The 12,243-nt window shown below is 57.1% G+C and carries 11 protein-coding genes and 1 tRNA gene; 6 read left to right on the forward strand and 6 right to left on the reverse strand.

What is annotated here, in order from left to right:
* Positions 1-39: 39 nt before the first annotated feature.
* The gene (gene clpB / locus K3757_RS16675; protein ID WP_259997230.1) at positions 40-2,655 is read right to left on the reverse strand and encodes an ATP-dependent chaperone ClpB; all 2,616 of its coding nucleotides are present in this window, start codon (positions 2,653-2,655) and stop codon (positions 40-42) included.
* A gap of 363 nt (positions 2,656-3,018) precedes the next feature.
* Between clpB and K3757_RS16680 the strand changes: the two genes are divergently transcribed.
* Together K3757_RS16680 and pyrF are read left to right on the forward strand one after the other, a co-directional pair.
* The gene (locus K3757_RS16680) at positions 3,019-3,333 is read left to right on the forward strand and encodes an orotidine 5-phosphate decarboxylase (RefSeq protein ID WP_259997231.1); all 315 of its coding nucleotides are present in this window, start codon (positions 3,019-3,021) and stop codon (positions 3,331-3,333) included.
* 233 nt (positions 3,334-3,566) lie between these two features.
* Positions 3,567-4,286, forward strand: coding sequence for an orotidine-5'-phosphate decarboxylase (gene pyrF / locus K3757_RS16685; protein ID WP_259997232.1), 720 nt, complete (start codon positions 3,567-3,569; stop codon positions 4,284-4,286).
* A 178-nt stretch (positions 4,287-4,464) separates the two neighbouring features.
* Here pyrF and K3757_RS16690 read toward each other — a convergent pair whose 3' ends face one another.
* Positions 4,465-4,917: an NUDIX hydrolase gene (locus K3757_RS16690; protein ID WP_259997234.1), complete on the reverse strand. Its 453-nt coding sequence runs from the start codon at positions 4,915-4,917 to the stop codon at positions 4,465-4,467.
* 60 nt (positions 4,918-4,977) lie between these two features.
* On the opposite strand from K3757_RS16690, the gene K3757_RS16695 reads away from it, so the two are divergent.
* Positions 4,978-6,231 carry a DNA polymerase IV gene (locus K3757_RS16695; RefSeq protein WP_259997236.1) on the forward strand — a complete coding sequence of 418 codons (1,254 nt, stop codon included), beginning with the start codon at positions 4,978-4,980 and terminating at the stop codon, positions 6,229-6,231.
* A gap of 5 nt (positions 6,232-6,236) precedes the next feature.
* Here K3757_RS16695 and K3757_RS16700 read toward each other — a convergent pair whose 3' ends face one another.
* Positions 6,237-7,097, reverse strand: a complete 861-nt coding sequence (locus tag K3757_RS16700) for an N-formylglutamate amidohydrolase (protein WP_259997238.1) — start codon at positions 7,095-7,097, stop codon at positions 6,237-6,239.
* A 151-nt stretch (positions 7,098-7,248) separates the two neighbouring features.
* Here K3757_RS16700 and K3757_RS16705 point away from each other — a divergent pair.
* Positions 7,249-7,323 (forward strand) — tRNA-Val (locus K3757_RS16705).
* An 85-nt stretch (positions 7,324-7,408) separates the two neighbouring features.
* Positions 7,409-7,534, forward strand: a complete 126-nt coding sequence (gene ykgO / locus K3757_RS16710; protein ID WP_025058716.1) for a type B 50S ribosomal protein L36 — start codon at positions 7,409-7,411, stop codon at positions 7,532-7,534.
* Positions 7,535-7,592: 58 nt separating this feature from the next.
* Here ykgO and K3757_RS16715 read toward each other — a convergent pair whose 3' ends face one another.
* Complete coding sequence (locus K3757_RS16715; protein ID WP_259997242.1) at positions 7,593-8,225, reverse strand: hypothetical protein; 633 nt, start codon at positions 8,223-8,225, stop codon at positions 7,593-7,595.
* Positions 8,226-8,376: 151 nt separating this feature from the next.
* On the opposite strand from K3757_RS16715, the gene yghU reads away from it, so the two are divergent.
* Entirely contained in the window at positions 8,377-9,240 is an 864-nt protein-coding gene (gene yghU, locus K3757_RS16720; protein WP_259997243.1) for a glutathione-dependent disulfide-bond oxidoreductase, read from the forward strand.
* 58 nt (positions 9,241-9,298) lie between these two features.
* Here the strand turns inward: yghU and K3757_RS16725 are convergent, their stop codons facing one another.
* Both K3757_RS16725 and K3757_RS16730 read right to left on the reverse strand, forming a co-directional pair.
* On the reverse strand, positions 9,299-10,945 hold the full coding sequence (locus K3757_RS16725) for an iron ABC transporter permease (protein WP_259997245.1): 1,647 nt from the start codon (positions 10,943-10,945) through the stop codon (positions 9,299-9,301).
* Between the two features lie 63 nt (positions 10,946-11,008).
* Positions 11,009-12,226 carry a phenylacetate--CoA ligase family protein gene (locus K3757_RS16730; RefSeq protein WP_259997246.1) on the reverse strand — a complete coding sequence of 406 codons (1,218 nt, stop codon included), beginning with the start codon at positions 12,224-12,226 and terminating at the stop codon, positions 11,009-11,011.
* Positions 12,227-12,243 lie beyond the last annotated feature (17 nt).

A 12,243-nucleotide genomic window follows, 5' to 3' on the forward strand; every position in this document is an offset into this window, starting at 1 on the left:
GCTAAAGAAAAGGCCCGCATCACTGCGGGCCTTTTGTTGTTAATGCACAGTGGCATCGTCCGGTTTAGGGCGATTGGTCGCCGATATCCGGTCCCCGATGATCAACCCGTCAGCGCCCGCGCTTACCGGGATGATGTCACCGTCGCTTACGTCACCTGCCAGCAGCATCTCTGCCAGCGGATTTTGCAACGCGGATTGGATCACCCGCTTCAATGGCCTTGCGCCGAATACAGGATCATATCCCTCATCCGCCAGCCATTTGCGCGCGCCTTCGTCCAGCTGCAATTCGATCTTGCGTGCCGCAAGACGCTTCAGCAAACGCGCCATCTGAATATCCACGATCCCGTCCATGTTTTCACGGTTCAGGCGATCAAAGATAATCGTCTCGTCCAGACGGTTCAGGAATTCAGGGCGGAAATGCCCGCGCACCGCCTCCATCACGTCTTTCTTGGCTTCAACCATGTCGCTACCTTCGGGCGCCATGCTTAGTGCTTGCGCACCAAGGTTGGACGTAAGGATGATCAGCGTCTGCTTGAAGTCTACCGTACGTCCCTGACCATCGGTCAGCACACCATCATCCAGCACCTGCAACAGCACGTTGAATACGTCCGGATGCGCCTTTTCGACCTCGTCGAACAGAACAACCTGATATGGACGCCTGCGAACCGCCTCGGTCAGCACACCACCTTCGTCATATCCGACATAACCCGGAGGGGCACCGATCAGACGGGACACGGCATGCTTCTCCATGAACTCCGACATGTCGATACGCACCATGGCGCTATCGTCATCGAACATGAATTCGGCAACGGCTTTGGTCAGCTCGGTCTTACCCACGCCAGTTGGCCCAAGGAACAGGAAGCTACCCAGCGGACGATCTTCGTCATTCAGACCAGCGCGCGAGCGGCGCACTGCATTGGCTACCGCCTTAACAGCAGCATCCTGACCGATCACCCGGCTGTGCAACTGCTCTTCCATTTGCAACAGCTTGTCACGCTCCCCTTCCAGCATCTTGCCGGCAGGAATACCTGTCCAACGCTCGACAACGCTGGCGATTTGGTCAGGGCGCACGGCTTCTTCTACCATGACACCTTCTTCACGGCTTTCCGCCTCGACTAGCTGCCGCTCCAGCTCAGGGATGACCCCATAGGACAGCTCCCCCGCCTTAGCGAGATTGCCATCGCGCTTCGCGATGTCCAGCTCGGCGCGGGCGCGGTCGAGCTTTTCCTTGATGTCACGGGCACCGGCAAGCTTGTCACGTTCCGCCTGCCATGCAGCCGTCATCGCATCGCTGCGCTCTTTGAGGCTGGCAAGATCCTTTTGCAGTGCCTCCAAGCGATCCTTGCTGGCCTGATCGTCTTCGATCTTCAGGGCCTCCTCCTCGATCTGTAACTGAAGGATCTGGCGATCAAGCGCGTCCAGCTCTTCTGGCTTGCTGTCGACTTCCATGCGCAAACGGCTGGCCGCCTCGTCCACAAGGTCGATCGCTTTATCGGGCAAGAAACGGTCAGTGATATACCGATGGCTAAGAGTTGCAGCAGCGACCAAGGCACTGTCGGCGATCCGCACACCGTGGTGCAGTTCGTACTTCTCTTTAATCCCACGCAGAATACTGACGGTATCTTCCACCGTTGGTTCCAGCACCATCACAGGCTGGAAACGCCGGGCAAGGGCCGCGTCTTTCTCTACGTACTTGCGGTATTCATCCAGCGTCGTGGCGCCGATGCAATGCAGCTCACCGCGCGCCAAAGCGGGCTTGATCAGGTTGGCCGCATCCATCGCGCCATCAGCCTTACCTGCACCAACAAGTGTGTGCATTTCATCGATGAACAAGATCACTTCGCCCGCGGCCTCTGTGACCTCGGTCAAGATCGCCTTGAGGCGCTCTTCAAACTCACCACGATATTTCGCGCCGGCAATCAACGCCCCCATGTCGAGCGCCAACAGCTTCTTGTTGCGCAGACTTTCAGGCACGTCGCCGTTGACGATCCGTAGGGCAAGCCCTTCGGCAATCGCAGTTTTACCTACGCCCGGCTCCCCGATCAGGACCGGGTTATTCTTGGTGCGGCGGCTAAGAACCTGCATCGTGCGACGGATTTCCTCGTCGCGGCCGATAATCGGGTCGATCTTTCCCTCTTCGGCGCGTGCAGTCAGATCCTGCGCGTATTTCTTAAGCGCATCATAACCTTCTTCAGCGCTGGCGGTGTCTGCCGTGCGCCCCTTGCGGAGATCATTGATGGCTGTGTTCAGGCTTTGGGCAGAAACCTTACCCGCCTCAAGCGCGGTTTTCGCTTCGGATTTCACCATACACAGCGCCATCAGAACGCGTTCAACTGGCACAAAGCTGTCACCAGCCTTTTTGGCCAATGCTTCAGCTTCGGCCAATACCCGGTTCGTTGCGCCATCAAGATAGGTTTGTGCAGCATCACCGCTTACCTTGGGCATCTTGCCCAACGCGATATCCACGGCCTGCTTGACCGCTGTGGCGTTGCCGCCCGATGCGTTGATGAGGTTGCTTGCCAGCCCATCCTCGTCATCCATAAGTGCTTTTAGCAAATGCTCGGGCGCCAAGCGCTGATGGCTTTCCCGCGTTGCGATAGTCTGGGCAGCCTGCACGAAACCGCGCGACCGCTCCGTGAACTTGTTCAAGTCCATGGCATTCTCCTTTTCAAAAGCGTCCACTAGGAGATGCACCCGCCCGGCGGCATACATCTGGTGTGGACCTCACACTACCCATTTGGGATGCAATCCCGCCTTGATCAAGATCATCTACACTGCATTTTTCTGTCTCTGATCGCATCATCTTCACGGCCATGACACAATGACTGACCGTCCATCACTGCGATCGGCGGAAAATGACCTAGTCTAACCGTATGAAATAAAATGACATTCTTCAGGATCAAAGTTTTCCGACTCACAGAGGGAAACTTTTTTCGATCTTAACAGTTTATTTTTTATCGAAAGTGTCCAAATAAGCACAGAAGCTCCGAACATACGAGAGCAGAAGAGGTCGAGAATATGGAACGTACCAAAGTACAAATTAGCGATGTGGTATACAACGCTGGCACTCAATGCTTTGAGGCATTGGTAACTGTTGCTTCCCACACCAAAACCGCCAAATACCCTTGCGCCATCGAAGCTCCTATTTCCATGAGCTTTGAGCAAGCTGCTCGTGGACTCGAGACGCAGGCATTGCGCCGCCACAAAGCTGGCAAAACAATGCATTCCCAAATGCGTCACCATGTTGCCAACACACGCGCCGGTCGGCCCAGCTTTGATCCTCGCGCATGGCTTGCCCAACTCGGATTCGGGCCGCTGAACCGCGCTGCCTAAGCGCCGCAAGCCGCCCACCCCTATTTGCGCCAGGCATATGGCGTGTGTGTTTGATTGTCCCCAGCACACCGCCGCCGCGCAAAACCGGAGACATTCGCCTGCCTGCACTGTCTCTGACACTGTGACCCGGTCTGCCGTCCCTCGGAGATCGGGTCTTTTTTCATGTACACGACGCGCCCCATCGCCTATGCCGCAAGGCGTTTGTCACACCCTTGCCTGATGGAGCTTGCCCGATGACCAATCCCCTCTCTGATGACCGCCTGATTGTCGCCCTTGATGTTCCCAACGCTGTTGCCGGTCTCGAACTTGCGGCCAAGCTCGGAGACACGGTGAACTTTTACAAGATCGGGCTGGGTATGCTGACCGGTGGCGGCTTAGCCTTGGCAAACGAGCTGAAGCAGGAACAGGGCAAGCGCATCTTTCTCGACATGAAGCTGTTTGATATTGGCGCTACGGTCGAGGCAGCAGTCCGCGGACTGACGCAATTCGACATCGATTTTCTGACCGTGCACGGTGATCCGCACGTCGTACGCGCCGCCAAAGAAGGTGCCGGCGGCAGCAACTTGAAAATCCTCGGTGTGACGATCCTGACCTCACTGGACCGTTCGGACCTAGACGCGGGCCTGATCCGCGCAGGCGACCTGCCCGAACTGGTTGTCGCACGCGCCAGCAATGCCTTCGAAGCCGGGGCCGACGGCGTCATCGCCTCTCCGCAAGAGGCCGCGATGATCCGTGCGCTGCCTGAAGCTGAGGGCAAGCTCATTGTGACGCCCGGTGTTCGCCCGGCCGGAGCCGATCTGGGTGACCAAAAGCGCGTTGCAACACCCGCTGAAGCAATCCGCAACGGCGCGAACCATGTGGTGGTTGGCCGACCAATTCATCGCGCCGCAGACCCCGCCGCTGCGGCCCGCGCCATCATCACCGAGATGTCAAATGCACCAACTTCAACTTAAACGTGTGCCAAATCGGACACATTGGTCGGGTTTGACGCTGCGTCTACTTTTGTCCAGCTAGGTAAAGTGACCGTTTCATGCTATCGGTAAGGTGGTGATACTCCCCGACGAACTGGATCTTCCTGATGTTCGTCACCTTCCCCCCGCTAAGAGAAGCGGGGGGGTTTTTCGAATAAAGTTATTTATTTTCATGGGCCGCGTCGCGTGTCGCGGCCCAGATCGAAAGTCGTGCCTGAAACGATGGAACGGCTTTCGGATGGGTGATAAATGTCTCTTCGCGCATCATTTGCCAGACTTGGCCTTCATCCCCGAAAATCACATCTGACTGTGACGATTGTGGCAAATACCCAACATAAAACCACTTGACCAATGGGCCTTCGCTGAACGATCGCCCCCAACAAATAGCATCCTGCGGGACGTATAGCCCAAGCTCCTCCTGACATTCTCGTAAGGCACACTGAAGCGGTGTCTCAGCGCCCTCGCGGCCTCCACCGGGCAAATCCCAATGATCGGCGTAAATCAGGCCGGGCGTCGCATCGCGTAAGATCACCGCCAATTCATCCCCAAGATATAGCGCAAGCTTGGCCCCTGCGAACGGCGCCCCGTCATATGGCTCAATGTCGAATTGCATGGCTCTCTCCGGCTGGGAGCTTTATAGTTAGGTATCCCTTGATAGATCACAATCCCCGCCATGCCAGCCCTTTGCCGCGATTGCCTGACCCGATTTGAAGACGCCCGCAGGTGTCCGTCATGCGCCAGTCCGCGCGTGACGCGCCACCCTGAGCTGTGGGATCTAAGCATCGCCCACATGGATTGCGATGCCTTTTATGCCTCAGTTGAAAAACGCGATGATCCCTCGCTTGAAGGTAAGCCGGTCATCATCGGTGGAGGACAGCGCGGCGTTGTCTCGACGGCTTGCTATGTCGCCCGCATCCGCGGCGTCCGTTCAGCCATGCCGATGTTTCAAGCACTCAAACTTTGCCCAGAAGCTGTCGTGATCAGGCCGCGCATGGAGGAGTACGTCAAAGCCTCCCGTGCGATCCGCGCCATGATGGAAGAGCTTACTCCGGCAATCGAACCCTTGTCGCTGGATGAAGCGTTTCTGGATATGAGCGGTACCGCCCGACTACACGGTGCGCCGCCAGCCGTCATGCTTGCGCACCTCGTGCGCCGCATGAAAACCGAACTGGGGCTGACAGGCTCTATCGGGCTGAGCCACAATAAATTTCTGGCCAAAGTCGCATCCGATTTCGACAAACCACACGGGTTTTCCGTGATAGGTAAGAAAGAGACGCAGGCATTTTTGCGCGACAAACCCGTGCGCATGATCTGGGGTGTGGGTGCCGCGGCACAGGCATCACTGGAAAAGGCGGGCATTCGCACGTTTTCTGATCTGCTGCGCTGGGAGCAGGCTGATCTGGTCGCGCGTTTCGGTGGCATGGGTGAACGCCTGTACCACCTTGCGCGCGGTCAGGATCGCAGACGCGTCTCATCCCATGCGCCGATGAAATCCATTTCGAATGAAACAACCTTTGGCGAAGACACGTCTGATCCGGACTTACTGGACGGTCATATCTGGCGAATGGCTGAGAAAGTCGCAGACCGCGCCAAGGCGAAGAATCTCGCTGGTCGCGTGGTTACGCTCAAGCTCAAGCGCGCAGATCACACATTACTGTCGCGGCGCATATCCCTCAGCGACCCGACCCAGCTTGCCGATCGGATTTACCGCACGGCAAGCGGCATGTTCGATCAAGTGAAAGAAAAAGGGCCCTACAGGTTGCTTGGGTGCGGATTGTCGGACCTGAGCGATGCAGCGGATGCCGACAAGCTCGGAGATCTCCTTGATCCTGATGCAGGCCGCCGCTCAAAGGCTGAGCGCGCCACAGATGCCATCCGCGACCGGTTTGGTGCGCGCGCGATAGTCAAAGGCAGAACGCTGCGCTAGGCGCGTCATTCGGCAGCCAGCGGAACGCGGCCTTCGCCAATGGCTGCGACCTGCCGAATCACACCGCGCAGCGCGGTCTGAACAGCTTCGAAATCACCATTGGGCCGGATCAACTGCTCGTTCATGTATAACGAGCGGTCGATTTCCACCTGAACAGCATGTTGCCCCTTTGCAGGCCGCCCGAAAGCCTGAGTGATATAGGCGCCCGCGAATGGCGCATTGCGCGTCACAACAAAGCCGGCCGCCGCAAAGGCAGCTTCAATCCGGTCCACGACATCACCGCTCGCTGCGGCACCAAAGCGGTCGCCCAGCACAACGTCAGGGCGGCGGATGCCTGCTCGGGTTACGCCATCCATCGCCTCATGCGGCATAGAATGGCAATCAATCAGAACCGTCTGGCCATGATGGGCATGGGCCGAGTCCAACAGCGCCTGCAACCGGTTATGGTAAGGCACCCAGTAGCGCTCGATCCGCTCTTGCGCCTCTTCCATGCTCATTTTTCCACGGTAAATTGCCCTTCCGTTGGCCACAACGCGCGGTATGACCCCCAGACCGGATGACACGCGCGGATTATGTCCGATGCGCCGCACGCCTTCGATCAATGCGGGATCAAGCTCGTCACGCGCGCGATTCAGGTCAACATAGGCCCGCGGAGCACCAGCTTTGATGAAGGCCGCACCGTACTCTGCCGCGCATTCGAACAACTTATCCACGAAGGCGTCTTCGGAAGAACGGATCGCATGTTCGTTCAAAACCGTCTTGCGCAGGAACGACCAGCTATAGTCTCGCCCGGAATGTGGTGAGGCAAATACAACACATGAAGCAGGCCTCGCAGGCAGCAAAACATCAAAAGCAGAAGCAGGCATATGTGTATCCTTTCAAATAAAAGACATAGCGCAGATTATTACAAAGCCAAAAGCCCTTGATCACCGATGCGACTCCTTTTATAGCACGCGGACGGCGCGGTGTTTTCGCGCCCCATTTTTGTTTGGGGCTTGGGAATCGCGTTCATATAGTGGGTGATTAGCTCAGCGGTAGAGCACTTCGTTGACATCGAAGGGGTCACTGGTTCGATCCCAGTATCGCCCACCATGTATTCATTGGCATGTTCGCCTCGCGAACGTGCTGCCCGTAACCCGGCGCTGGCCCGCGCCACATAACTGGAAGGATGGAACTGATGAAAGTTCGCAATTCGCTCCGCTCGCTTAAAAACCGGCACCGCGACTGCCGTGTTGTGCGTCGCAAAGGCCGCGTTTACGTGATCAACAAAACCCAGAAGCGCTTTAAAGCCCGTCAGGGTTGAGCCGCCTCTTCTTGGTGACTTAAAAAGGCTGCTCCCGCCGGAGCGGCCTTTTTGTTGTCTACTGACAGACAACAGTACGCAGTCTGAAGCGGCGTCCTGAAAAGGGGATCGGCCCGCCGGAAGCATCCTGCTCATCACATCCGATGCGCCCTGCCCCCGCGGGCATTCCACATTGATCGATTTCCCAGGATATCCTTTGACAGATCAACTCTGGCTCAATGCGCAGCGAAGCCATTTCCCCAGAATCACTGTCAGTCAGGTCAATCATATGACCTGCTTTGTTCCCAAACCCTTGCACCTCAAATGTCAGCAGCTCGGGCATTTCGATGATCTTTGTCTCACCTTGCTGGCCGAACATGGCGTCTTCGCCCTGCCAGCTTATCCCCGTGGCAAACCGAACGCGGTAGGTCCCAGGCGGCACCAGAACCTTAAAGAACCGCCCCCCAACGATAAACGCTGCGAATGCGTCCTCTCCGGAGTCAGGTTCCGATAACAACAAAACGTAGTTCTGACCGAGGTTGGTCTTAACAAGCAATGGAAACACCCCGGGCAAACCCGTCTTGTTCCACATGATCCCGTGACGCGGATGATTACCGTTTTCTAGATCGGATTGCGCGATCAAGGCGGTAGGCGATGCCAGCGCGATGAGCAATACAGCCATCCGGATCAATCCAGCCATTGCTTGCGCCATGATCTCTCCTAAATCGATTATCTGATGATTAAAACCTAACACAGCAACGATCTGGCACCACCCTCAAGGGACCAGACGATCGTTACTGGTACTTACCCCTGCCGCCGCGCAATATGTCGGCAACAGACAAAATATTGAAAAGGATAAAACGATGGCCGAATACACCCCACCAAAAGTCTGGACATGGGACAGCGAAAGCGGCGGCAAATTCGCCTCGATCAATCGCCCGATCGCAGGTGCCACCCATGACAAGACGCTTGAGATCGGCAAACACCCGATGCAGCTTTACTCTCTTGCGACACCAAATGGCGTAAAGGTCACCATTCTACTGGAAGAGCTGTTGGCCGCCGGACATTCGGGTGCAGAATATGACGCATGGCTGATCAACATCGGTGAGGCTGATCAGTTCGGCTCCGACTTTGTGGACATAAACCCGAACTCAAAGATCCCCGCGCTGATGGATCGCTCTGGTGACACACCACAACGCGTCTTCGAAAGCGGCGCGATCCTGCTGCATCTGGCGGAAAAATTCGGCGCGTTCATTCCAAAGGACCCTGCCCAGCGGACAGAGATGATGAGCTGGCTATTCTGGCAGATGGGTTCTGCCCCCTATCTTGGCGGCGGTTTTGGCCACTTCTATGCTTATGCACCCGAGAAATTTGAATATCCGATCAACCGCTTTGCAATGGAAACCAAGCGCCAGCTAGATGTGATGGACAGGCATCTGGCAGAGAATGAATGGTTTGCTGGGGAATACTCGATTGCGGATATCGCGATCTGGGCTTGGTACGGTCAGTTGGTTCTTGGCCGTCTTTATTCAGCGGCTGAATTCCTTGACGTGGCCAGCTACGAAAACGTCATGCGGTGGGCCAACGCGATTGATGCTCGGCCTGCTGTTACACGGGGCCGAATGGTCAATCGCGCGTTCGGCGACGACCTGTCTATGCAATTGCATGAGCGTCACGATGCCAGCGATTTCGAGACCAAGACCCAAGACAAGATCGCTAAAGACTGATGAAGCTTTCCCGCGCGCCTGTTCTCTTCTGGCGCGCGGCCTTGCCTTAATTGGCGCGCTAGCGGCGGCCGACCTGACGACAAATCAGGATAACAGGCAACAATCCCATCGCCACGATAACAAGGCTTGGCACGGCTGCACCTTCGAGCCGTTCGTCGCTTGCCAAGCGATAGGCTTGCACTGCCAATGTATCGAAGTTGAAGGGCCGCATGATGAGAGTCGCGGGTAACTCTTTCATAACATCCACAAATACGATCAGCAACGCAGTCAACAGGCTTGGTGCAAGAATCGGGAGGTGTACGCGGCGTAGCGTGCCCATCGGCCCCTGCCCTAAGGAACGGGACGCCGCATCCATATTTACATGCACCATGGCCTGCCCGCCTTCGTAAGCACCCAAAGCGGCGGCCAGAAAGCGGACCATATAGGCGACAACCAGTAACCAGATAGACCCGGTAATCAGCAAGCCGGTCGAGATGTCAAAGGTACTGCGCATCCAGGCATCCAGCGCGTTATCAAACGCCGCAAAAGGCACCAGCAGGCCCACGGCGATCACGCCACCCGGAACGGCGTACCCAAGCCGCGCCACATAAGCGGACCCTTGTGCCAACCGTCCGCCCTGCATCCGTTGAAAAAATCCGACACTGATTGCTGCGGCTACCGTGACGACTGCCGCGACAGATGCCAAAGTGGCCGAGTTCTTGATGAACCCAAGATAGCGCGCGCTCAGCAAATTCTGCTCTGATCCAAGGCCCATAATGAACAACACCACGATCGGAAGGATCGCACCAAAAACAACAGGCACGCCGCAAAGCAGCATGGCTAAGCCTGCACGCCAACCGCGCAACTCTGCCGGTGGGGCAGCTTTCGCCTGACGCGCCGGATCATGGTACTTGGCATCTCCCCGCTGCATCCGCTCAAGCATGGCCAAAAGCAGGGCAAAGCTGAGCAAACACAGCGCGAGCTGCGCAGCACCTACACGGTCAAACAAAGAGAACCAGCTGGTGTATATGCCAGTGGCGAAGGTCTGCACGCCGAAATACGCAACGGTTCCAAAATCGGCAATGGTTTCCATCACGGTCAGCAGCACACCACCTGCTATCGCCGGCCGTGCAAGGGGCAAGCTAACCTTGAAGAACGCCGCCCAAGGCGAAGAGCCCAACGCGCGCGCGGCCAGAAAGGTTGTCCCGCTTTGTTGTAAGAATGCTGCCCGCGCCAATAGATAGACATAAGGATAAAGCACCAGCACCAGCATCGCCGCCGCGCCCCCTAACGACCGTATTTCAGGGAACCAATAATCGCGGGGCCCCCAGCCGGTCAGGTCACGCAGCGTGGCTTGCACGATACCGGGGTGATCCAATACATGGGTATAGGCATAGGCCAGCACATAGGCTGGAAAGGCCAGTGGAAGCACCAGACCAATCTCAAACAGACGTACACCCGGGAAACGCGTCATGGTAACGAGCCACGCAGCCCCCACACCGATTGAAAACGTACCCAGCGCCACAAGCACCACCAGCGAAAACGTGGTGCGCGCATAGCCGCCCAATACGGTCTGCGCTAACAGTTGCACAGTCTCTGTGCCGCCAGAAAGCGCAGCCAGAAGTACGGCCAGCATGGGCAAAGCGCAGATTGCTGCGACCAAGACAGCTACGCCAGACAGCGCGCGCACGCCATCGCGTTTAGTCTTGCTCGAAGGAGTCGTCACATGGGCCATGCCTCTATGTCGACTATTTTACTCGGAAAGGCCAGATGCTCCGGCAAGCACGTCTCAATCGTAAGTGCGCTTGTCTTCGATCACCAAACCGTCCTTTGGCAGACTGCCTGATGCGACCACCTCAAGGCGCCCCTTAAGCTTCAAAAGCTGGCTTACAGACTCGGCGTAGACGTCGGTGTTTGAAGCATCGCCTTCAATCATGACGGTCATCACGTCCTGCTCGGCCTCGCGGGTCGCAATCACCCGCGCGCGGGTGATTTCGCTGTGATGCGCGACAAGTTGCGCCACCTGCTCCGGGCGCACAAACATGCCTTTGATTTTCGTTGTCTGGTCCGCACGACCCATCCAACCTTTGATCCGCATATTTGTTCGTCCGCAGGGGCTTTGACCCGGCAAAACAGCGCTTAGATCGCCGGTGGCGAAACGGATAAGCGGATAGTCAGGGTTAAGCGTTGTCACAACGACCTCACCTACTTCACCTTCTGCCACCGGAATGCCTGTGCCGGGCGTCACGATCTCGACGATCACGTTTTCGTCCACAATCATACCTTCGGCGGCTGGCGATTCGTAGGCGATGTTGCCCAAATCCGCTGTGGCATAGCACTGCAAACAGGTAATGCCGCGCTCAGTGTACCAAGCACGCAGGCTTGGGAAAAGCGCGCCGCCCCCTACTGCCGCGCGGGTGATGCCAAGGGTGATCCCCATCTCGTCGGCTTTCTCCAGAATAATCTTAAGATAGTCGGGCGTACCGGCATAGGCCGTCGAGCCGATGTCGCGGGCCGCGATGACCTGAAGCTCTGTCTGCCCCGTGCCTGCAGGCAGCACAGCCGCGCCAACAGCGCGCGCACCGCTTTCGAAGATCATGCCCGCAGGGGTCAGGTGGTAGCCAAAGCAGTTGTGGACGATGTCGCCTTCCCCGATTCCCATAGCATGAAGGAAACGCCCCATACGCCACCAGTCAGGGTCGGTCGAGGAGGGCTCATAAATCGGGCCAGGTGACTGAAAAACGTGACTGAACCCATGCGCGGGTTTCGTGGTGAAGCCACCAAAAGGCGCAGATACCGCCTGCGCTTTGCCCAGTTCGGACTTGCGCAAGACGGGTAACGCCGCGAGCGCTTCGATGCTGGTGATCTGCGTCGGGTCTACGCTGTCCAGCGTCCCTGCATATCCCGATAATCCCTTCGCCCGCGCAATCTGTTCGGGCAGGGCGTGGGTCAAATCGGCCGCGCGTGCGTCTGTGCTGCGGGTTTCCAGATCGTCGAAAAAGCTCATATTGGTCACTCGTTCTT

Source organism: Sulfitobacter sp. S223, from assembly GCF_025143825.1.
In the GTDB taxonomy this organism is placed as follows: domain Bacteria; phylum Pseudomonadota; class Alphaproteobacteria; order Rhodobacterales; family Rhodobacteraceae; genus Sulfitobacter.

What these genes read in the sequence shown, in the direction of transcription:
- clpB (WP_259997230.1), bottom strand. Translation starts at nt 2,655, where the DNA reads ATGGACTTGAACAAGTTCACGGAGCGGTCGCGCGGTTTCGTGCAGGCT.
- K3757_RS16680 (WP_259997231.1), top strand. Translation starts at nt 3,019, where the DNA reads ATGGAACGTACCAAAGTACAAATTAGCGATGTGGTATACAACGCTGGC.
- pyrF (WP_259997232.1), top strand. Translation starts at nt 3,567, where the DNA reads ATGACCAATCCCCTCTCTGATGACCGCCTGATTGTCGCCCTTGATGTT.
- K3757_RS16690 (WP_259997234.1), bottom strand. Translation starts at nt 4,917, where the DNA reads ATGCAATTCGACATTGAGCCATATGACGGGGCGCCGTTCGCAGGGGCC.
- K3757_RS16695 (WP_259997236.1), top strand. Translation starts at nt 4,978, where the DNA reads ATGCCAGCCCTTTGCCGCGATTGCCTGACCCGATTTGAAGACGCCCGC.
- K3757_RS16700 (WP_259997238.1), bottom strand. Translation starts at nt 7,097, where the DNA reads ATGCCTGCTTCTGCTTTTGATGTTTTGCTGCCTGCGAGGCCTGCTTCA.
- ykgO (WP_025058716.1), top strand. Translation starts at nt 7,409, where the DNA reads ATGAAAGTTCGCAATTCGCTCCGCTCGCTTAAAAACCGGCACCGCGAC.
- K3757_RS16715 (WP_259997242.1), bottom strand. Translation starts at nt 8,225, where the DNA reads ATGGCGCAAGCAATGGCTGGATTGATCCGGATGGCTGTATTGCTCATC.
- yghU (WP_259997243.1), top strand. Translation starts at nt 8,377, where the DNA reads ATGGCCGAATACACCCCACCAAAAGTCTGGACATGGGACAGCGAAAGC.
- K3757_RS16730 (WP_259997246.1), bottom strand. Translation starts at nt 12,226, where the DNA reads ATGAGCTTTTTCGACGATCTGGAAACCCGCAGCACAGACGCACGCGCG.